Origin of the sequence: Sphingomonas qilianensis (assembly GCF_039614825.1) — a bacterium.
Classification (GTDB): domain Bacteria; phylum Pseudomonadota; class Alphaproteobacteria; order Sphingomonadales; family Sphingomonadaceae; genus Sphingomonas; species Sphingomonas qilianensis.
The window spans coordinates 98,235-116,290 of record NZ_JBDIMF010000003.1 but is presented as its reverse complement, the minus strand read 5'-3'; the positions used below and the strand labels follow the sequence as shown (position 1 = coordinate 116,290).

The window sequence follows — 18,056 nt, the reverse complement described above, 5'->3', positions numbered from 1 at the left end:
GCTCAGATCATGTTAAGCAGACTCACCGCGTTTTCGGCGAGTCCCTTCCGCCCCACCCCGCGCTCGCGTGACCGCTAAGGAACGACGCCCATGATCCTGCTGCTTGCCCTGCTCATCGGCGTCGTCGCAGGCCTGCGCACCATGACCGCCCCCGCCGCCGTGGCCTGGGCCGCGCAGCTCGGCTGGATTTCACTCGACGGCACGTGGCTGGCCTTTGTCGGCTTCCGCTTCACGCCGTGGATCCTCACGGTGCTGGCGCTTGCCGAACTCGTCACGGATCAATTGCCCGCAACGCCAAGCCGCAAGGTGCCGCCACAGTTCATCGCACGCATCCTGTCCGGCGGGCTGAGCGGCGCGGCGCTGGGCGCAGCAGGTGGCGCGCTGGCGCTGGGCGCGGTGGCCGGCGTGCTCGGCGCGGTGATCGGCACGATCGGGGGGGCGGCGGCACGCGCGCGTCTCGCCGCCGCGTTCGGCAATGACCGGCCCGCCGCGCTGCTCGAAGACGTCGTTGCCATCGGCGGCGCGTTCCTGATCGTCGCTGCGGCATGACGCGCTCGTTCGATGCGATCATCGTCGGTGCGGGGCAAGCCGGCCCGTCACTCGCCGGCCGGCTGGTCGCGGCGGGGCAAAAGGTCGCGCTGATCGAGCGCGACCGGATCGGCGGCACCTGCGTCAACACCGGCTGCACGCCGACCAAAGCACTGGTCGCCAGCGCCTATGCCGCGCACCTCGCGCGCCGCGCGGGCGATTATGGCATCGGCACGGGCGTGGTGACGGTCGATTTCGCCGCGGTGATCGCGCGCGCACAAGCCATCGCCAGCGCCTCGCGCGGGCGCAACGAGACGTGGCTCGCAGGGCTCGACGGGCTGACCGTGCTGCACGGCGATGCCAAACTTACCGGCCCGACCAGCGTTGCCGTCAATGGCGAGACGCTGGAGGCGCCGCGCATCTTCCTCAACGTCGGCGGCCGCCCCAACCGCGCGCCGATGCCCGGGCTCGATCAGGTCGAGACGCTGACCAATATCGAGATGCTGAAGCTGGAGACGGTGCCCGAGCATCTCGTGGTGATCGGCGGCAGCTATATCGGGCTGGAATTCGCTCAGATGTTCCGCCGCTTCGGATCGCAGGTGACGATCGTCGAAATGGCCCCGCGGCTGATCGCGCGCGAGGATCCCGCCATATCCCAGACGATCCGCGCGATGCTGGAAGCCGAAGGCATCTCTGTGCGCACCGATGCGACCTGCATCGCCTTCACGCCGCGCGATGGCGGGATCGGCGTCCAGGTCGATTGCCGCGAGGGCGCGCCCGAAGTGATCGGCAGCCATGTGCTGATGGCCACCGGGCGCCGCCCCAACACCGATGGCCTCGGGCTGGACGCGGCCGGGGTCGAGACCGACGAGCGCGGCCATATCATCGTGGACGACACGCTCGCCACGACTGTGCCCGGCATCTGGGCGCTGGGCGATTGCAACGGCCGCGGTGCCTTCACGCACACCGCCTATAACGATTACGAGATCGTCGCCGCCAATCTGCTCGACGGCGATCACCGCCGCCTGAGCCAGCGCATCCCCGGCTATGCGCTGTACACCGATCCCCCGCTCGGCCGCGTCGGCCTGACCGAGGCGCAGGCACGCGAGACCGGGCGGCCGCTGCTGATCGCAACACGGCCGATGACTCGCGTCGCGCGCGCGATCGAGAAGGGCGAGACGGTCGGGCTGATGAAGATCGTCGCCGATGCCGAGACGCGGCGCATCCTCGGCGCGGCAATCCTGGGAGTCGGCGGCGACGAGGCGATCCACGGCGTGCTCGACCTGATGAGCGCCGATCAGCCGCTCGACGCACTGCGCTGGGCCGTGCCGATCCATCCGACCGTCGCCGAACTGATCCCGACGCTGCTGGTCGATCTCAAACCGGCCTGAGCTTACTGCTTGGGCGTAACCCACACCGACACGGGCACCGCGAACTTGCCCGGCGCAGGCTTGCCGACCTCGACGCGATCGGCGGTGACCAGCTCGCCCGTGGTGAGATTGAACGATACCCAGGGCTTGGGCATGCGGCCGAACACCATCTTCTGGATCGGCTGGCCGGTGGCGGTATTCATGATCGTCGCGGTAATGCTCATGGGCGGTGCGATAGCGAGCGCGGCGCGGGGCTGTCCAGCGCAGATCAGCCGCACCTGCCCTTCGTCATTCCCGCCTGCGCGACCGTTATGCGACGAGCATCTGCGGCGCATCGCCCGCCCCCCACGGCCTGCGCCGCACCATCGCCGCCTCGAACAGCGCCGAGCCCGCATGCCAAGAGAGCCACGCCTGCACCGCCGGCACCGGCTGCACCGCGAACCATGCGCGGTCCACCGCGGCAAACTGCCGCACGAACGGGAAGATCGCGATATCCGTCAGCGCGCGCGTTTCGCGGCACAGATTGGCGTTCACCGCCAGGCGCCGCTCCAAATCTCCCAGCAGCGCAAGCCCCGCCACGCGGTGCGCCAGCGGATCGCTGTCATGCCGCTCGGGATATTTGTAGCGATCGAGATGCCCCTTGAACGCGCCATCGTTCACCGCGATCAGCGCGGCATCATCGCCACCCAGCCAATCCTCCGGATCGCCCTGCCCCAGCGCCCACAGCATGATGTCGAGGCTCTGCTCGATCACCCGCCCGTCATCCAGCATCAACACCGGCACGGTGCCCTTGGGCGACACCGCCAGCAGCTCCGCCGGCTTGTCGCGCAACACCACTTCGCGCAATTCGACGGCCACGCCGCTCACCAGCAGCGCCATCCGCGCGCGCATCGCATAGGGGCAGCGCCGGAAGCTGTAGAGCACCGCCATCAGCGGCGCCGCAAGCCCTCCAGCGCGATGCCGGCCAGGTTTTGCGTGCGCTTGATATAGCGCACATGGCTGCCCGCGGGCAGCAACGCGCGGAAACGCTCGAGATAGTCCAGTGCCGCGCCGCGGCACGCACCCTTGCCGATCGCCTGGTTGACCACCGTCGCGGCATCGCCGAGCAACACGCACGGTTCGCCCATGTCCGCCGCCACCGTCGCCGCCTCGATCAGCGCCAGCCATTCGGCATCGAAGCTCGATCCGTAGCCGAGATCATCGCGCAGGTAGGATTTGCCCCGCGCCACCACGGCGACCTCCATGGTGCCCGGATTGGGGCGGCAACCGCCGTCGAAAAACACTTTGAGCAAGAAGAATACCTAAAAAGCGACGATCAGCCGCCGAAACCACGGCTGCCGAAGCCGCCACCAAAACCGGAACGCGAGATCACCGCGCTGCGCGATTGCACGCGTGCCGGCGCGCGCGCCGCCGGATTGAACGCACTCGATCCAACCTGCGTGCGCCCGGTGACGTAATCGCGGTTGATCCGGCTGCCCGCGCCGCCGAAATAATTGCCGTCGCGATCGCGGTACATCGGCGCGCCGCGATAGCCGCCACCGCCGTTCAGCATCTGCCCGATGACGAAGCCGGTGAGCAAAGGCGTGAAGAAGCTGCCACTCCCGCCATTGCCCCGCGCGCATTGCGCCGCGCCGAACTGCGCCTCGCAGGCCTGCTGCGTGTCATAGCGTGGCGCGTTCTGCGCATTGGCCTTTTGCGCCTGGGCATAGGCCGTCTCGCACTGATCCGCCGGGATTTTGCCCGCCGTGCGGCATTCGGCCACGCTGGTATAGCTCAGCGCATCGACCGGCTGGTCGGCCGGGCCGTCGCATGCGCTGAGCGACAGGCCGGTGCCGGCCATCAATGTGGTCAGGACGATGGATTGCGATCGCTTCATCGAAATTGTCCTATCAGGCGCTCATGCAGGCGGCGTTGAGCAGGCCGACGCCGAGCGAGATGCTGGCCATATAGATCGCCGCGGCCAGTTCGCCACGCACGATCCGATCGCTGAAATCGCGCATCACCACCATGCGAACGATGGTAAAGGCGACGATCTGGATCACCCCCGCCAGCAACGCCCAGACGGCGAATTCGAGCAGGCTGACGGTATGTTCGAGCGCCGAGGCAAGCGGCAGGATATAGCCGAGCAACGCCGCCCCCAGTGTGATCGCCGCGGCGACATTGCCCTCGCGGATCAGCGTGCGCTCGTTATAGGGCGTTGCCGCCTGGTAGATGACCTTGAAGGCGATCGTGAACAGCCCCGCCGCGACGAAGGCGAGCAGAAACGCCGTGGCGCTTTCCCAAAAACTATAGCTGTCGATCATCATCATCCCCTTAACCCGCCGTCACGCCAAACGCATCACGCTTTGAATTCGCCCAATTCCAGCGCCATGCCTAGCATGATTTCGAACGAGACCTCGCCCGCTTCGCTTTCCTGGTCGATCGCCAGCAGCAATTCCGCCCCGTCGCCCTCGATATCGCGGCCGAACAGCATGCAGGTCTGGAAGATGCGGCGATCGACGATGCCGTCACGATCGTCATGCAGCTCTTCCCAGAACGTCACTGGCGGCTGCTTCTCCGCCTCGGCGCCAAACCAGGCACGGCTATATTCCGGCAACCCTTCGTCCGTGAAGGTCCGCGCCGACAGGCGATCGCGCCATTTCGGCCGCTCGAACGGCCCGGTCGGATACTTGCTTTCCCACGGCGCGAACAAGGTCACGTCGGTCACATCCTGGCCGGCGCGATCGTTGGTCACTGCCTGAAACATCACGTCGTCATCGGTATAGAAACGGTGGATGAACCCGCCATCGTCCAGCGCGACGAGGCCTTGGGCCACGATCTGCAACGTGTCCGAATCGAATGGGAACAGCAGCGCCCCGCCGAAGCGCCGCCACGCCAGTGGATCGAGCACCACGGTGCGGCCGATCGTCACGTTGCGGATCGCGGACAGACCGGGCTCGCTGGCGAGCGGCTTGCGCCCGAACAGGCGATCGAACATGCAAAAACCCTTCGTACGCTGCTTGGCCGTCCGTTTAGAACAATCGGGCGAGCACCGCTAGCGCCGCATGACGGAAGCCTTATGTAAGCCACAGGAATTTGGGAGAGCCGACCTATGACTGACACCGTCTGGACCGTCCGCACGCTGAAAGCCGCGCTTGATGAGAGCGCCCCCGTCCGCGATGGCGAAATCGGGCTGCGCATCGTCGAGGGTGCCGATCCGGTCTTGCTCGTCACGATGCACCAGCACGGCGATCTCGAGGCGTTCGTTAACGTCAGCGAGGAACAGATCGCTGCCTCTGTATTGCTGTGGCCGTGCGACGAACAACCCGATCGCGCGGCGTTCAACGAATTCCTGCTCAAGGCGCAAAAGCTCGTGCCGCTATCCAATTTTGGCATCGGCACCGTGGATGGTCGCGATTTCTACGAATTGTTCGGCGAACTGGCGACCAATTCGCCGCTGCACACGATCATCACCGAACTGCGCGCGCTGGCCGACAACGCCATCGACGCGGCGACCGAATTGCGGGACAATTTCACCGCACCCGCCGCCTGACCCCCTTCCCGCTGGAGTACTTTTAAATGGCTATCTGGAGCAAACTGTTCACGCTCGGCCGCGCCGGCGCGAACGAAGCGGCCACCGCAGTGGTCGATCGCAACGCGCTGCGCATCCTCGATCAGGAAATCCGCGATGCCGACAAGGCACAGGGCAAAGCGCGCGACGATCTTGCCGGTCTGGTCGCGCGCCGCCGCATCCTTGAAACCGAGGTCGAGAGCTATCGTGCGCAGGCCGCGAAATACGAATCGTCCGCGCGCATGGCGATGGACAAGGGCGATATGGATCTCGCCCGCCAGGTCGCGCAGCGCGTCGCTGATCTCGAACAGGATATCGCCATGAAGGCGCCGCAGATCGAGGACATGCGCGCCGCCGAGGACAATATCCACAAGGCCGTCGCCGCCACCGATCGCAAGATCGAGCAGCTTCGCCGTGAGGTCGAGGTCGTCAAGGTCAACGAATCGGTGCAGCAGGCCCAGTCCACCGTTGCGGCGGCGGGCGCCGGCTCGTCGCTCGGCTCGGCGGCGGAAAGCCTCGCGCGCATCCGCGAGCGCCAGGCGATCCGCGGCGAGAAGATCCGCGCCGCCGGCGAGCTTGAGGATCGCCGCACCGGCGCCGATCTCGACGAGAAACTGCGTCTCGCCGGGATCACGCCGGGCCATAGCTCGGCCGACGACGTGCTTGCCCGCCTCGCCCCGCCCAAGCCGACGCTGCAGATCGAGCAGCGCGACGACACGCGCGACGCCTGAGCCGTGCGCCGCCTCACGCTCCCGCCGCGCGCCGATTGGCGCGCCAAGGCCGATGCCATCGGCTTCGTCTATCATGACACCGATGGCACGGCCTATTGGGACGAGAGCGCGGCCTATGCCTTCACGCTGAAGGAGATTGACGACGATCTGGAGCCCGCCGCTGCCGAATTGCACGCCATGTGCCTCGATCTGGTCGAAGAGGTGGTGCGCGACGCGGCCTTGCTGACCAAGCTGGCGATCCCAACCGAGCAGCACGATTTCGTCGCCGCCAGCTGGCGCACGAAACAGCCATCGCTCTATGGCCGCTTTGATTTCGCTTATGACGGCCAGGGCCCGGCCAAGCTCTACGAATATAATGCCGACACGCCGACGTCGGTATTCGAATGCGCGACATTCCAGTGGCTCTGGCTGGAGGAATTGATCGCCAGCGGCGCGCTGCCCGCCGGGGTCGATCAGTTCAACAGCCTGTTCGATAAGCTCCGCGATCGCTTCAAGGCGATCTTCCCGACCGGCGGCTTCGTCCATTTCGCTGCTGACGGCAGCGCGATCGAGGATCGCCAGACGGTGCGCTTTTTCGAGGATCTCGCGGCGCAGGCCGGGATCGAGCCCAAATATGTCGAGATGAAGGACATTGGGCTCAATGCCGGCGGCCGGTTTGTCGACGCGGAGGATTTCGAGCTACAGGCGGCGTTCAAACTCTATCCATGGGAGATCATGTTCCGCGAGCCTTATGCCGCCAATCTCGCCAAGGCTGGCGTGCGCTGGATCGAACCGGCTTGGAAATCGGTGCTGTCCAACAAGGGGCTTTTGCCGCTGCTGTGGGCGCGGCACGCGGGCCACCCGAATCTGCTTCCCGCCTTCTTCGATGATGATCCTGCCGCCGCGTCGCTCGGCGCCAGCTACGTGCGTAAGCCGCTGTTCTCGCGCGAAGGCGCCAATGTCGCGGTCACGCAGGACGGGGTCACCGCGACCTTGCTGGACGAGGGCTATGGCGCGGAAGGCTTTATCCGCCAGGCCTTTCACCCCGCGCCGCTGTTCGATGGTCGCCACGCCGTGATCGGCGCGTGGATCGTCGGGGACGAACCGGCCGGGATCGGCCTGCGCGAGGATGACGCGTTGGTTACGCGCAACCTCGCGCGGTTCGTGCCGCATTATATCGAGGACTAGGCCTTAGTCGGCGGCGGCGGCGGGCGCGGCCTGGCGTTCGTCCTCGGTCAGCAGCACGCGTTTGGGATGCGGCACGGCCTCCAGCACGGTGTCGCGGTCGATCTCCATCAACGGTTTGATGCGCCCGTCGCGAATATCGTACACCCAGCCGTGCAGCCACAATTCCTGCGTGCCGGCAAATGCCGTCTGCACCGCTTCGGTACGTGCGAGATTGACCAGCTGATCGCGCACGTTGAATTCGACGAAGCGGTTGGCCTTGGCTTCGGGGGTGGGCTGGTTGCCCAGCTCTTCCCAGTGATCGCTGGCCACGTCACGCGCCGTCTGCAGCCACGTATCGACCGACCCGGTCGTGCCACCGTCGAGCGCGGCCTTGACCCCGCCGCAGCCATAATGGCCGCAAACGATAACGTGCTTCACACCCAGCACGGTCACGGCATATTGCAGCACCGACATCAGGTTGAGATCGTCGTGATTGACGAGATTGGCGATGTTGCGATGGATGAACATGCCGCCCGGCGGCGTCATGGTCATCTGCTCTGGGCTGACGCGGCTGTCGGAACAACCGATCCACAGGAATTCCGGCTTCTGGCCATGCATCTGGCGCTCGAAAAAGTCGGACTTTTCTTCCGTCAGTTCGAGCGCCCAGGCACGGTTGGCGAGCAGCAATTGCTTGTAATTCTTCATGCGAAACGAATTCCCGTAACCGGTGCGTTGATCAGTGGCGCGCTGCGCTCGGCGACGTCGCCGCGCACGGTCACGTCGATGCCGCGATACTGGGCGCCCTTGATGAACGCGTTGATGAGATCGACATTGTCGAGATCGACATAGTTGGTCGACGACAGATCGATCAGCAGGTGCGCATTGTCGGGCACCTTGGCCAGCTCCTTCTGCAGCTCATACTTGTGGATGAAATACAGGTTGCGCCGCGCCCGGATCAGGCAGTTGTCATCATCGCACACGAAGGTGATGGCGGAGCGGAAGTTGCGCGCGATCACGAACACGAAGCCGACGACGAGGCCGATGACGATGCCGATCAGCAGATCGGTGAACAGGATCGCGCCGATCGTCACGACGAACGGTACGAACTGCGTCCAGCCCTGCTTGAAGCGCTCGGTGAACAGCTTGGGCTTGGTCAGCTTGTAGCCGGTGGCGATCAGCACCGCGGCCAGCGCGGCAAGCGGGATGAGGTTGAGCAGGAACGGGATCAGCGCGACGCTGAGCAGCAACCACGTGCCGTGCAGGATCGTCGATGCCTTGCTCTGCGCGCCGGCGTCGACATTGGCCGACGACCGCACGATCACCGAGGTGATCGGCAGGCCACCGATCAGGCCGGAGACGATATTGCCGCCGCCCTGCGCCATCATTTCCCAATTCTTGGGGGTGGTGCGGCGTTGCGGATCGAGCTCGTCGACCGCCTTCACACTGAGCAGCGATTCAAGGCTGGCCACGATCGCCAGCGTGATCGCGGTGGTCCACACCGCGCCCGAGCCGATCTGCGAAAAATCCGGAGTCGAGAAGAACGAGGTGAATTCGCCGAAGCTGTTGGCGATCGGCACCTGCACGAGATGCGACGTGCCCAATTGCCAGCGCGGCATGAGCAGCCCGAGCAGCGCGTTGCCACCAACGCCGATCAGCACCACGACGAGCGGCCCCGGCACGAAGCGCAACGGGCCATTCTTGGGTCGTGCCTTGTCCCACCAGAACAGGAACGCCAGGCTGGCCGCCGCGATCAGGATCGCCCCGGCAGACAGATGCTGGCGGATCGCGGTGGTGATCGCCGAGAACGTATTGCTGCCATCGGCTTGCATGAATTCGAAGCTGCCCTCGAAATCGCCGTCGTATCCCAGCGCGTGCGGCACCTGCTTGAGGATCAGGATCAGCCCGATCGCCGCCAGCATGCCGGTGATCACCGATGAGGGTACGAATTCGGCGGCAATCCCGGACCGCGTGGCGGCCAGCGCAACCTGGATCACGCCCCCCAGCATCACCGCCAGCAAGAATGCTTCAAACGACGGCAGCCGCTCGATCGCGGTGAACACGATCACCGTCAGGCCGGCCGCGGGACCGGCCACCGACAATGGCGATTTAGACAGGGCACCGACGACGATGCCGCCAACAATGCCGGCGATCACGCCCGAGAATAACGGCGCACCGGAGGCCAGCGCGACGCCGAGGCACAATGGCAAGGCAACCAGCGCGACGACGATCGACGACGGAAAGTCGGCGCGCAGGGTTTTGAATAACGGTAACGACAAAGGGACCTCGAGACGGTTCCGCGACCTGAATTGGCCGACTTACTCCCATCTTAGACGAGCCTTATGGGGGGCTGTTCCGCTTATTGCGGCGCAGCAATGAAACGTTACACCAGCGTCACGTCATCGCAGCACAGCGCTTCTGCCGGCAACAAACACGCGGTTTATTGCTCTCCGCTCAATGCGCCTTCTTGCCGAACAGGCCAAGGATGCGCGGCACGATCAGCGCCAGCACACCCCCGGCGACCAGCCCGACCAGCGCCGAGGCGATGGCGAAGCCCAGCCAGGCGCCCAGCCCCGGCGCGAACGGCATCAGCCCGGCGATCACATTCTGCACGACATGCGCCGCATGCGGGATCGCTTCCAGATGGAATTCCTCCAACCCGTGGACCAGGATGCCGCCGCCGACCCAGAGCATCGCCACGGTGCCGATCTTGGCGATCGCGCCCAGCACGATCGGCATCGCGCCGACCAGCCCCCGGCCGAGCGAGCGCACCCCGCCCTCCCTTTTGGCCAAATGCAGCCCGATATCGTCCATCTTCACCAGCAACCCGACCACGCCGTACACACCGGCGGTGATCAGCAACGACACGGCGATCAGCGCCGCGGCTTGCGTGCCGATCGATTTGTCGGCCACCTCGGCCAGCGAAATGGCCATGATCTCGCCCGACAGGATCAGATCGGTGCGGATCGCGCCGCTGACCTGACGATCTTCGAGATCCTCCACCGTCTCGCCTTCGGCCAGCACGGCATCGTCGCTATGCGCATGCCCCATCACCGCCGACAGGATCTTTTCCGCGCCCTCGAACGAGAGGTAAAGGCCACCCAGCATCAGGATCGGCGTGATCGCCCAGGGCAGGAAGGCGGCGAGCAACAGCGCGGCCGGGAGCAGGAACAGCAGCTTGTTGCGCAGCGATCCCTTGGCGATCTTCCAGATGATCGGCAGCTCGCGCGCCGGCGACAGGCCGGCAATGTATTTCGGCGTCACCGCGGCATCGTCGACGACCACGCCGATCGCCTTCGATGATGCCTTCATCGAGGCGGCGGCGACATCGTCGGCCGAGGCGGCAGCGAGCCGCGCAATCGCCGCAACGTCGTCGAGCAGCGCAATAAGGCCGGTAGCCATGAAAGAATTCCCCGTTAGTCTAATGGGCGCCGTGCCGCCCGATCGCGACAGCCCGATCGGGGCACCGCCCGATTGGAACAACCGATAGTCCGTGGCGCGCTCAACGCGCAATGCGGACAATCTCTCCACAGGCCGGCACGAAGTCGATCATCCGCTCGAGCGCCGCGCCCGCGCGCCAGCAGCGCAGCGCCGCGATCGGCCCGCCATGCGCCACCACCAGCAAGGTGCCGCGCGACGGCAGCCGCTGCCACGCCGCCTGCGCGCGCGCCGACAGCGCCTCCCCGGTCTCGCCGCCGCCGGGCCGGAAGCCGATCGGGTCGGTCATCATCCGGTCCATCAAATCCCCCGTTTCGCGCCAGATCGCCTGCCAGCGCCGCCCCTCCCAGCTGCCGAAATCACGCTCCAGCCACCCGCCATCCTCCTGTACCGGGGCACCGGTACGCGCGCCGATCATCGCCGCCAGCCGCCGCGTGCGCAGTGCGCCCGAATGCACGATCGCCTCGAGCCGCTGCTCGCCCAGTTGCGCGGCCAGATCTGCTGCCATCGCCGCGCCCGCCCGGCTCCAGCCCATGTCCGAGCGCCCATAGCAGCGCCCTGCCCACGCCTTGGCCACCGGCGGGTGCCGCACGAGCAGCACGTCGCTCAACCCGCCGCCACCGCCAGCAGTAGTATTATTTGCCCGGCATAGGCCGCGAAGCCAAGGCAATCCCCGGTGCTGCCGCCGATCCGCCGCCGCAAAAACGCGGCTAGCCACAGCAGAAAGACCGCCCCTGCAAGCGCGGTGCCGACCATTGCCCAGGGCCGCAGCCAGGCGATCGGCACGATCCCGGGCAACGCGAGCAGCAGCGCCGGGATCACCGTGCCGCGCCGGGCGCCGGCCATGCGCACCGCCATCCCCGCGCCGCTCGCCACCGGCGGCACCAGCGCGGCGAGCATCACCGCGCATAACCGCCCGAACGTCGCCGCGCTTACGATCGCGACGATCGCCAGTGCCGGTGGTAGCGCCGTCATCGCCGCCAGCCGCAGCAGGACCAGCAGCCCCAGCCCCAGCGCGCCATAACTGCCGATGCGGCTGTCGCGCATGATCCGCCGGGCCTCGTCGCCCTGCGCGGTGCCGCCGAACGCATCGCAGAAATCCGCCACCGCATCCTCGTGGAACGCGCCGGTCAGCAGCGCTTCCACCACCAGCGCCAGCACGGCGGCGACCAGCACCGGCCACACCATCCCCGCCGCCACGAACACCCCCGCCGTGACCAGCCCGATGAGCGATCCGACCAGCGGCAGCCACGCCATCGCGCGCGCCAGGCCGTCGCCGGCCTGCGCCGCGCTCAGCCGCGCCAGCGGCGGCACCGGCAACCGCGTGAGGAACTGCAGCGCGAGCAGGGGCGGCGCCCAAAGGGGTGCGCGATCGCTCATCAATCGGGCCGTGTCGCGCCGATCGCGTCGAGCCGCGCGACATCGTTGAGCAGCGCCGCCGCGGCATCGAGCAGCGGCAGCGCCACCAGCGCGCCGCTTCCCTCGCCCAGCCGCATGCCCCAATCGAGCAATGGCTCCAGCCCCAGCGCGGCGAGCGCCGCGGCATGCCCCGGCTCGGCCGAGCGATGCCCGGCGATCATTCCCCGCGCGCTGCCCGGCGCCAGCCGCTCGGCGATCAGCGCGGCGGCGGTGGCGACATAGCCATCGAGCAGCAACGTCGCGCCGCGCGCCGCGCCCTGCGCAAAGAAGCCCGCCATCGCCGCAATCTCATAGCCGCACACCGCGGCGATCGCGCCGCGCGCGTCAGGCTCGAGCTGTGGCATGGCGCGCGCCACGGCCGCGCGCACGATCCGCGTCTTCAGCGCGACCACGTCATCGTCCGCCCCGGCCCCGCGCCCCACCGCCGCCGCCGGATCAAGCCCGGTCAGCAGCGCGGTCAGGCAGGCGGCGGGCGTCGTGTTGCCGATGCCCATCTCGCCCGCGATCAGCAGCGCCGCGCCCGCGTCGATCGCGCGATCGGCTTCCGAGGCGCCGACCTTCCACGCCGCATCGAATTGCGCCACACGCATCGCCGCGCCCTCGGCCAGGCTCGCCGTGCCATCGCCCACCCGCGCATCGCGGAAGAATGCCGGCGCGTCGCTCAACCGCGCCCCGGCCACCCCGACATCCACCAGCCGCAGCGGGCAATCGTTCGCCGCCGCCAGCGCATTGCTCGTCGCGCGCCCGGCCAGGATCGTGCCTATCATCATCCCGGTCACCGCCGCGGGCCAGGCCGATACGCCATCCGCCACGCAGCCATGATCCCCGGCGAACAACACGATCTGTCGTGGCGTGGTGCGCGGATCGATCCGGTCCTGCGTCTGCGCCAGCCGCACGGCGATGTCCTCCAGCCGCCCCAGGCTGCCGCGCGGCTTGGCCAGCGCATCCAGATGCGCGCGTATCGTCAGTTGGTCGATCATGCTGTTTCCCCGGCAATGGCCATGATGGCGTCGATATCGAGCACCTGTTCGAGCGTGGCGGCGATCGCGTCGAGCGTGGCATCGATATCGTCGCGCCGGTCGAGCCCGTCCGATGACGCACCCAATGGCGCGATCACCGCCGCGCGCGCTTCGGCTTTATCGAACAGCCCGTGGACGTAGCAGCCGGCAATCTGACCATCGCGCGCCCGCGCGCCATCCGCGCCGCCATCGGCGAAGCGCAGCATCGGCGGCACGCCGGCATCGATCGTCGTCACCCCGGCGTGAATCTCATAGCCGCCAAAGCGCGCGCCGGTTTCGGCGATATGCCCCTCGACCGGGCGCGTAATCTTGTCCGCGGCGATCACCGTGTCGATCGGCAGCAGCCCCAAGCCCGCCACCGTCCCCGCAATGCCCTCGATCCCGGTCGGATCGGCGATCGTCCGCCCCAGCATCTGGTATCCGCCGCAAATCCCCAGCACGCGCCCGCCGCGCCGCACGTGCGCGGCCAGATCCCCGTCCCAGCCCTGCGCGCGCAGAAAGGCGAGATCGGCGATCGTCGCCTTGGTCCCCGGCAACACGATCAGCGCGGCATCACCGGGCAGCGGCTGGCCCGGCGGGATCATCTGCAGCCGCACGCCGGGCTCTTGCGCCAGCGCATCGAAATCGTCGAAATTGGCGATCCGGCTGAGCATCGGCACCGCGATCAGCGGCCCCGCCCCGCCCGCCGTATCGCGCCCCAGCGCCACCGCGTCCTCCGCCGGCAGGCGCACCGCATCGGCGAGCCACGGCACCACGCCGATGCTGCGCCAGCCGGTGCGCTCGGCGATCGCCACCAGCCCGTCATCGAACAGCGCCGGATCGCCGCGAAACTTGTTGACGATAAAGCCGCGGATCATCGCCGCGTCGGCGGGATCGATCACTGCCTGCGTGCCCACCAGGGATGCGATCACCCCGCCACGATCGATATCGCCGATCAGGATCACCGGCACCTGCGCCGCGCGCGCGAACCCCATATTGGCAATGTCGCTGCGTCGCAGGTTGATCTCCGCCGGCGATCCCGCCCCCTCGATCACCACCATATCCGCTTGGGCCGATAGTCGCTGATACGCGTCCAGCACGTCGCCCAGCAGATCGGGCTTGCGCCGCCAGTAATCCCCCGCCGCCATCGTGCCGCGCGCTCGCCCGCTGACCACCAGTTGCGCGGTACGATCGCTTTGCGGCTTGAGCAGCACCGGGTTCATATCGACATGCGGTTCCACGCGGCAGGCCATCGCCTGCAACGCCTGCGCGCGCCCGATCTCGCCGCCATCGGCGGTCACCGCGGCATTGTTCGACATGTTCTGCGGCTTGAACGGCCGCACGACCAGCCCGCGATTGGCGAACACGCGGCACAATCCGGCGACCAGCACCGATTTGCCGACGTCCGATCCCGTGCCCTGCAGCATCACAGCAGCCATGCGAACATCCCCACCAGCAGCCACAACAGCAGGCATGCCACGCGATACACGCCGAGCGCGCGGGCGAGATCGGCGGCATCGGGCGGCGCGCCCCGGCCCAGCACGGCGCGATGGGCCGGTTCGCCGTCATACCGCACCACCCCGCCCAGCTGCCGGTCCAGCACGCCCGCCATCGCGGCTTCGGGCCAGCCGCCATTCGGCGAGGCGTGCCCCGGTGCATCGCGCGCCATCGTTCGCCACCCGCCGCGACCGGCCAGGCAGAGTAGCGCGCCGGACAAGCGCGCGGGCAGCCAATTCACCACATCGTCGGCGCGCGCCGCCGCCCAGCCGAAATAGGCCAGTCGTTCGGTGCGGTGCCCGATCATCGAATCCGCGGTGTTGATCGCCTTGGCCGCGAACAACCCCGGTAGCCCGGCGAGCAGGAACCAGAAGGCCGGCGCCACCACGCCGTCGCAGAAGCTCTCCGCCAGGCTCTCGATCGCCGCGGTGGCGACCCCGGCCTCATCGAGCTCCGCGGTATCGCGCCCGACGATCATGCCGACCGCGCCGCGCGCCGCCGGCAGATCCCCCGCCGCCAGCGGTCGCAGCACGGCGGCGACATGATCATGCAGGCTGCGTTGTGCCAGCCCCGTCGTGCCGATCACGATCACCGCCAGCACGCCCCAGCCGTGGCCCGCCACGCGCTCGATCGCGCCGCCGATGCCCACCGCCAGCGCCACCAGCACCAGCAACAGCGCGATGCCCGCCATTCGTTGCCGCGTTGCACCGCCGCGGTTCCACCGCCGCTCCGCCGCGTCGATCAGCGCGCCGGCCGCCATCACCGGGTGCCAGCGCCACGGATAGCCGAACGCGGCTTCCACGATCAGCATCGGCAGCAGCAACGCGGCATGGCTCACCGCCCGACCGGCAGGATGAAGCGATGCCCCGCGGGCGTGCGTCCGATCTCGACCTCGACGCCGTACGCCTCGGCGATCAGCGGTGCGGTCAGCACGTCCGCCGCCGCACCCGCCGCCACTACGCGCCCGCCACGCAGCAGCACCACATCGTCCGCCACGCGCGCCGCGAGATGCAGGTCGTGCAGCACCAGGATCACGCCGCTGCCCTGCGCCGCCACGTCGCGCAGCCGCGCCAGCACGTCGAGCTGGTGCGCCGGATCGAGGCTCGCCAGCGGTTCGTCGGCCAGCAGCCAATCGGGCTCCCCCGCCAGCACGCGCGCAAGCAGCGCGCGGCTGCGTTCGCCGCCCGACAGCCGCTCCACGCCGCGCGCCGCCAGCGCGGTCATGTCGGTCGCCGCCAGCGCGCGCGCCACGGCGGCGCGATCCGCGTCGGTCGTGCTCCAGCGCCCGCTGTGCGGCAGCCGCCCCAGCCCCACCAGGGTCGCCACGTCGATATCCCAATGCACGTCGGCGGCCTGCGGCAGCAGCCCGATCGCCCGCGCCCGCGCGCGCCGCTCGAGCGTCTGCACATCCGCGCCATCCAGCGTCGCGGCACCCCGCTCCGGCACGCGCAGTGCCGCGAGGCAGGCGAGCAGGCTGCTTTTCCCCGCGCCATTGGCGCCAAGCAACGTCGTCACGCGCCCCGGGCGAAACGCGAAGCTGACATCGTCGAGCACGATATTGCCGCCCAGCGTCAGCGCGATGCGATCGGCGGCGAGCACGCTCATGCCAGTTTCCGCCGCATGCGCAGCAACAGATAGAGGAAAAACGGCCCGCCCAGCATCGACATGGCGATGCCCAGCCGCAATTCGCTCACCGTCGGCGCGAGCCGCACCAGGCTGTCCGCCAGCGTCAGCAACAGCGCGCCGCCCAGCGCCGAGGGCAGCAGGATCGCCGACGGCCGGTTGCCTGCCAAAGGGCGGACCAGATGCGGAACCATCAGCCCGACAAACCCGATCACCCCCGCCGACGCCACCGCCGCGCCCACGGTCAGCGCAATCCCCGCGATCACCGCCCACTGCAGCCGTCGCGGATCGACTCCCATCGAGCGCGCCGCCTGCTCGCCCAGGGTCAGCGCATCGAGCGACCGGCCCGTGGTTGCCAAGATCACGCTCCCCACAAAGATCAGCGGCAACGCCACCGTTACGTCATCCCAGCTGCGATCGGTCAGCGCCCCCAGCAGCCAGGTGACGATCTGCGACGAGACGAACGGCGTCGGCGCCAGGCTGATGGCGAGCGAGGTGAGCGATCCGGCGATGCTGGTCAGGATCATCCCCGCGAGCGTGAACAGGATCAGGCTGCCCGAACGCCCGGCGATCAGCGCTAGCAGCGCCATCGTGCCCGCCGCGCCGGCCAGCGCGAACGCCGGCAACAACCAGATTTGCGCGGCATATCCGAAATAGAGCGCCAGCACCGCGCCGAAAGCCGCCCCCGACGAAACGCCGAACAGCCCGGGATCGGCCAGCGGGTTGCGCAGATAACCCTGCATCACCGCCCCCGCCAGGCCCAGCGCCGCGCCGACCAGCAGCCCCAGCACGGTGCGCGGCATGCGCAGCTCGACGATGATGATCGAGCGCGGGTCGGCCGCGCTCCACGCATCCAGCGGCACCCACACCTTGCCGGCCGCGACCGACAAGCACGCCGCCAGCAGCAGCGCGACGAGCAGCCCGGCATTCAACCGCGTCATGAACCGAATTCCCCCCGCACCTGCTTCAAGCGCGCCATCGCCGCGATGATCGTCGGCCCGCCGCAATTCATCAGCCGCGCCGGATAGGGCGCGAGCGTGATGCGCCTGCCCAGCCGCCTGACCGCGGGATGCGAGGTCAGCCGATCCTCGCCGACCTCCGCCGCGCTGATCGAGAGCAATACGCGCGGCGGATTGGCGATGAGATATTCGAGCGGCAGCACGTCCCACTTCTTGAGCCCGTAGACCGCGCTCATGTTGCGGAAACCGGCGCGGCGCAGCAGATCGTCGGAGAGCGTGCCCGCCCCCGGCACCAGCCCGCCCGATTGCCAGATCAGCGCGGGCAGCGGCGTCGCGCTCGATGGCCGCGCCGCCGCCTCGATCCGCCCGGCCAGCGCGGCGCCGCGATCGGCATGCCCCGCCAGCGTCGCCATCGCGCGCACCTGCGCAGCGCTTTCGGCAACCGAATCGGGCACCGGATATTGCACCAGCGCGATATGCATGCGCTTGAGCGCCGCGATCGTCGCCGGTTCGACATGCGGCCCGGTGATCACCACATCGGGCGCCAGCGCGACGACTTCTTCCGCCGTGCCCGAGGTCGCGCGAAAGCGTCGCGCCTGCGCCAGCGGGATCGAGCTGCTGCGCGCATCCTGCGAATAATGGCTGATCCCGGCGATCTGCGCAGGATCGGCGATCTGCATCAGCACCGCATCGATGCACGGGTTGAGCGACACGATGCGGGGGGCCCGCGGGGGCGCGGCGGAGACGAGCAGGGGAGCGAGCGCCGCCCAAAAAAGCTGTGTCACCCCGGACTTGGTCCG

The 18,056-nt window shown here is 68.1% G+C and carries 22 protein-coding genes; 5 read left to right on the top strand and 17 right to left on the bottom strand.

Features of this window, described 5'->3' with window-relative positions:
* Window positions 1–90 precede the first annotated feature (90 nt).
* Both ABC969_RS09335 and ABC969_RS09330 read left to right on the top strand, forming a co-directional pair.
* Window positions 91–549, top strand: a complete 459-nt coding sequence (locus tag ABC969_RS09335; protein WP_345864419.1) for a DUF4126 domain-containing protein — start codon at window positions 91–93, stop codon at window positions 547–549.
* The gene (locus tag ABC969_RS09330) at window positions 546–1,919 is read left to right on the top strand and encodes an FAD-containing oxidoreductase (protein ID WP_345864418.1); all 1,374 of its coding nucleotides are present in this window, start codon (window positions 546–548) and stop codon (window positions 1,917–1,919) included. The genes ABC969_RS09335 and ABC969_RS09330 overlap by 4 nt, the downstream gene beginning before the upstream one ends.
* A gap of 2 nt (window positions 1,920–1,921) precedes the next feature.
* On the opposite strand, the gene ABC969_RS09325 is transcribed toward ABC969_RS09330, so the two are convergent.
* The 6 genes from ABC969_RS09325 to ABC969_RS09300 form a co-directional block, all read right to left on the bottom strand.
* On the bottom strand, window positions 1,922–2,122 hold the full coding sequence (locus ABC969_RS09325; protein ID WP_345864417.1) for a hypothetical protein: 201 nt from the start codon (window positions 2,120–2,122) through the stop codon (window positions 1,922–1,924).
* An 85-nt stretch (window positions 2,123–2,207) separates the two neighbouring features.
* Window positions 2,208–2,828, bottom strand: a complete 621-nt coding sequence (locus ABC969_RS09320; protein WP_345864416.1) for a glutathione S-transferase — start codon at window positions 2,826–2,828, stop codon at window positions 2,208–2,210.
* A complete protein-coding gene (locus tag ABC969_RS09315) occupies window positions 2,828–3,181 on the bottom strand; it encodes a ribonuclease H family protein (RefSeq protein ID WP_345864628.1) in 354 nt (117 codons plus the stop codon). The genes ABC969_RS09320 and ABC969_RS09315 overlap by 1 nt, the downstream gene beginning before the upstream one ends.
* A gap of 32 nt (window positions 3,182–3,213) precedes the next feature.
* Entirely contained in the window at window positions 3,214–3,774 is a 561-nt protein-coding gene (locus tag ABC969_RS09310) for a DUF1190 domain-containing protein (protein WP_345864415.1), read from the bottom strand.
* Window positions 3,775–3,787: 13 nt separating this feature from the next.
* Window positions 3,788–4,201, bottom strand: a complete 414-nt coding sequence (locus ABC969_RS09305; protein WP_345864414.1) for a DUF350 domain-containing protein — start codon at window positions 4,199–4,201, stop codon at window positions 3,788–3,790.
* 35 nt (window positions 4,202–4,236) lie between these two features.
* The gene (locus tag ABC969_RS09300; protein ID WP_345864413.1) at window positions 4,237–4,875 is read right to left on the bottom strand and encodes a DUF2491 family protein; all 639 of its coding nucleotides are present in this window, start codon (window positions 4,873–4,875) and stop codon (window positions 4,237–4,239) included.
* A 114-nt stretch (window positions 4,876–4,989) separates the two neighbouring features.
* Between ABC969_RS09300 and ABC969_RS09295 the strand changes: the two genes are divergently transcribed.
* The 3 genes from ABC969_RS09295 to ABC969_RS09285 are packed head-to-tail and all read left to right on the top strand — an operon-like array spanning window position 4,990 to window position 7,346.
* The gene (locus ABC969_RS09295) at window positions 4,990–5,430 is read left to right on the top strand and encodes a YjfI family protein (RefSeq protein WP_345864412.1); all 441 of its coding nucleotides are present in this window, start codon (window positions 4,990–4,992) and stop codon (window positions 5,428–5,430) included.
* A 26-nt stretch (window positions 5,431–5,456) separates the two neighbouring features.
* Complete coding sequence (locus ABC969_RS09290; protein ID WP_345864411.1) at window positions 5,457–6,179, top strand: PspA/IM30 family protein; 723 nt, start codon at window positions 5,457–5,459, stop codon at window positions 6,177–6,179.
* A gap of 3 nt (window positions 6,180–6,182) precedes the next feature.
* The gene (locus ABC969_RS09285; RefSeq protein WP_345864410.1) at window positions 6,183–7,346 is read left to right on the top strand and encodes a glutathionylspermidine synthase family protein; all 1,164 of its coding nucleotides are present in this window, start codon (window positions 6,183–6,185) and stop codon (window positions 7,344–7,346) included.
* Window positions 7,347–7,349: 3 nt separating this feature from the next.
* On the opposite strand, the gene ABC969_RS09280 is transcribed toward ABC969_RS09285, so the two are convergent.
* The 11 genes from ABC969_RS09280 to ABC969_RS09230 form a co-directional block, all read right to left on the bottom strand.
* Window positions 7,350–8,030 carry a carbonic anhydrase gene (locus ABC969_RS09280; RefSeq protein WP_345864409.1) on the bottom strand — a complete coding sequence of 227 codons (681 nt, stop codon included), beginning with the start codon at window positions 8,028–8,030 and terminating at the stop codon, window positions 7,350–7,352.
* Window positions 8,027–9,601, bottom strand: coding sequence for a SulP family inorganic anion transporter (locus ABC969_RS09275; RefSeq protein WP_345864408.1), 1,575 nt, complete (start codon window positions 9,599–9,601; stop codon window positions 8,027–8,029). The genes ABC969_RS09280 and ABC969_RS09275 overlap by 4 nt, the downstream gene beginning before the upstream one ends.
* A gap of 175 nt (window positions 9,602–9,776) precedes the next feature.
* Window positions 9,777–10,724, bottom strand: a complete 948-nt coding sequence (locus ABC969_RS09270; protein ID WP_345864407.1) for a DUF808 domain-containing protein — start codon at window positions 10,722–10,724, stop codon at window positions 9,777–9,779.
* A gap of 100 nt (window positions 10,725–10,824) precedes the next feature.
* The gene (locus ABC969_RS09265) at window positions 10,825–11,361 is read right to left on the bottom strand and encodes a histidine phosphatase family protein (RefSeq protein ID WP_345864626.1); all 537 of its coding nucleotides are present in this window, start codon (window positions 11,359–11,361) and stop codon (window positions 10,825–10,827) included.
* 5 nt (window positions 11,362–11,366) lie between these two features.
* Window positions 11,367–12,140, bottom strand: coding sequence for an adenosylcobinamide-GDP ribazoletransferase (cobS, locus tag ABC969_RS09260; RefSeq protein ID WP_345864406.1), 774 nt, complete (start codon window positions 12,138–12,140; stop codon window positions 11,367–11,369).
* Entirely contained in the window at window positions 12,140–13,159 is a 1,020-nt protein-coding gene (gene cobT / locus ABC969_RS09255) for a nicotinate-nucleotide--dimethylbenzimidazole phosphoribosyltransferase (protein WP_345864405.1), read from the bottom strand. Before cobT ends, cobS begins: the two co-directional genes overlap by 1 nt.
* Window positions 13,156–14,616 carry a cobyric acid synthase gene (locus ABC969_RS09250; RefSeq protein ID WP_345864404.1) on the bottom strand — a complete coding sequence of 487 codons (1,461 nt, stop codon included), beginning with the start codon at window positions 14,614–14,616 and terminating at the stop codon, window positions 13,156–13,158. Before ABC969_RS09250 ends, cobT begins: the two co-directional genes overlap by 4 nt.
* Window positions 14,604–15,512, bottom strand: coding sequence for an adenosylcobinamide-phosphate synthase CbiB (gene cbiB, locus ABC969_RS09245; RefSeq protein WP_345864403.1), 909 nt, complete (start codon window positions 15,510–15,512; stop codon window positions 14,604–14,606). Before cbiB ends, ABC969_RS09250 begins: the two co-directional genes overlap by 13 nt.
* On the bottom strand, window positions 15,509–16,279 hold the full coding sequence (locus ABC969_RS09240; protein WP_345864402.1) for an ABC transporter ATP-binding protein: 771 nt from the start codon (window positions 16,277–16,279) through the stop codon (window positions 15,509–15,511). The genes cbiB and ABC969_RS09240 overlap by 4 nt, the downstream gene beginning before the upstream one ends.
* Window positions 16,276–17,238: a FecCD family ABC transporter permease gene (locus tag ABC969_RS09235; protein WP_345864401.1), complete on the bottom strand. Its 963-nt coding sequence runs from the start codon at window positions 17,236–17,238 to the stop codon at window positions 16,276–16,278. The genes ABC969_RS09240 and ABC969_RS09235 overlap by 4 nt, the downstream gene beginning before the upstream one ends.
* On the bottom strand, window positions 17,235–18,041 hold the full coding sequence (locus ABC969_RS09230) for an ABC transporter substrate-binding protein (RefSeq protein ID WP_345864400.1): 807 nt from the start codon (window positions 18,039–18,041) through the stop codon (window positions 17,235–17,237). The genes ABC969_RS09235 and ABC969_RS09230 overlap by 4 nt, the downstream gene beginning before the upstream one ends.
* Window positions 18,042–18,056: the final 15 nt, after the last annotated feature.

Bases quoted from the DNA above. Each gene is read 5' to 3' on its own strand.
- ABC969_RS09235 (WP_345864401.1), bottom strand. From the start codon at position 17,238: ATGACGCGGTTGAATGCCGGGCTGCTCGTCGCGCTGCTGCTGGCGGCG.
- ABC969_RS09335 (WP_345864419.1), top strand. From the start codon at position 91: ATGATCCTGCTGCTTGCCCTGCTCATCGGCGTCGTCGCAGGCCTGCGC.
- ABC969_RS09280 (WP_345864409.1), bottom strand. From the start codon at position 8,030: ATGAAGAATTACAAGCAATTGCTGCTCGCCAACCGTGCCTGGGCGCTC.
- ABC969_RS09330 (WP_345864418.1), top strand. From the start codon at position 546: ATGACGCGCTCGTTCGATGCGATCATCGTCGGTGCGGGGCAAGCCGGC.
- ABC969_RS09325 (WP_345864417.1), bottom strand. From the start codon at position 2,122: ATGAGCATTACCGCGACGATCATGAATACCGCCACCGGCCAGCCGATC.
- ABC969_RS09240 (WP_345864402.1), bottom strand. From the start codon at position 16,279: ATGAGCGTGCTCGCCGCCGATCGCATCGCGCTGACGCTGGGCGGCAAT.
- cobT (WP_345864405.1), bottom strand. From the start codon at position 13,159: ATGATCGACCAACTGACGATACGCGCGCATCTGGATGCGCTGGCCAAG.
- ABC969_RS09300 (WP_345864413.1), bottom strand. From the start codon at position 4,875: ATGTTCGATCGCCTGTTCGGGCGCAAGCCGCTCGCCAGCGAGCCCGGT.
- ABC969_RS09250 (WP_345864404.1), bottom strand. From the start codon at position 14,616: ATGGCTGCTGTGATGCTGCAGGGCACGGGATCGGACGTCGGCAAATCG.
- ABC969_RS09305 (WP_345864414.1), bottom strand. From the start codon at position 4,201: ATGATCGACAGCTATAGTTTTTGGGAAAGCGCCACGGCGTTTCTGCTC.
- cobS (WP_345864406.1), bottom strand. From the start codon at position 12,140: ATGAGCGATCGCGCACCCCTTTGGGCGCCGCCCCTGCTCGCGCTGCAG.
- ABC969_RS09310 (WP_345864415.1), bottom strand. From the start codon at position 3,774: ATGAAGCGATCGCAATCCATCGTCCTGACCACATTGATGGCCGGCACC.
- ABC969_RS09320 (WP_345864416.1), bottom strand. From the start codon at position 2,828: ATGGCGGTGCTCTACAGCTTCCGGCGCTGCCCCTATGCGATGCGCGCG.
- ABC969_RS09295 (WP_345864412.1), top strand. From the start codon at position 4,990: ATGACTGACACCGTCTGGACCGTCCGCACGCTGAAAGCCGCGCTTGAT.
- ABC969_RS09290 (WP_345864411.1), top strand. From the start codon at position 5,457: ATGGCTATCTGGAGCAAACTGTTCACGCTCGGCCGCGCCGGCGCGAAC.
- ABC969_RS09270 (WP_345864407.1), bottom strand. From the start codon at position 10,724: ATGGCTACCGGCCTTATTGCGCTGCTCGACGACGTTGCGGCGATTGCG.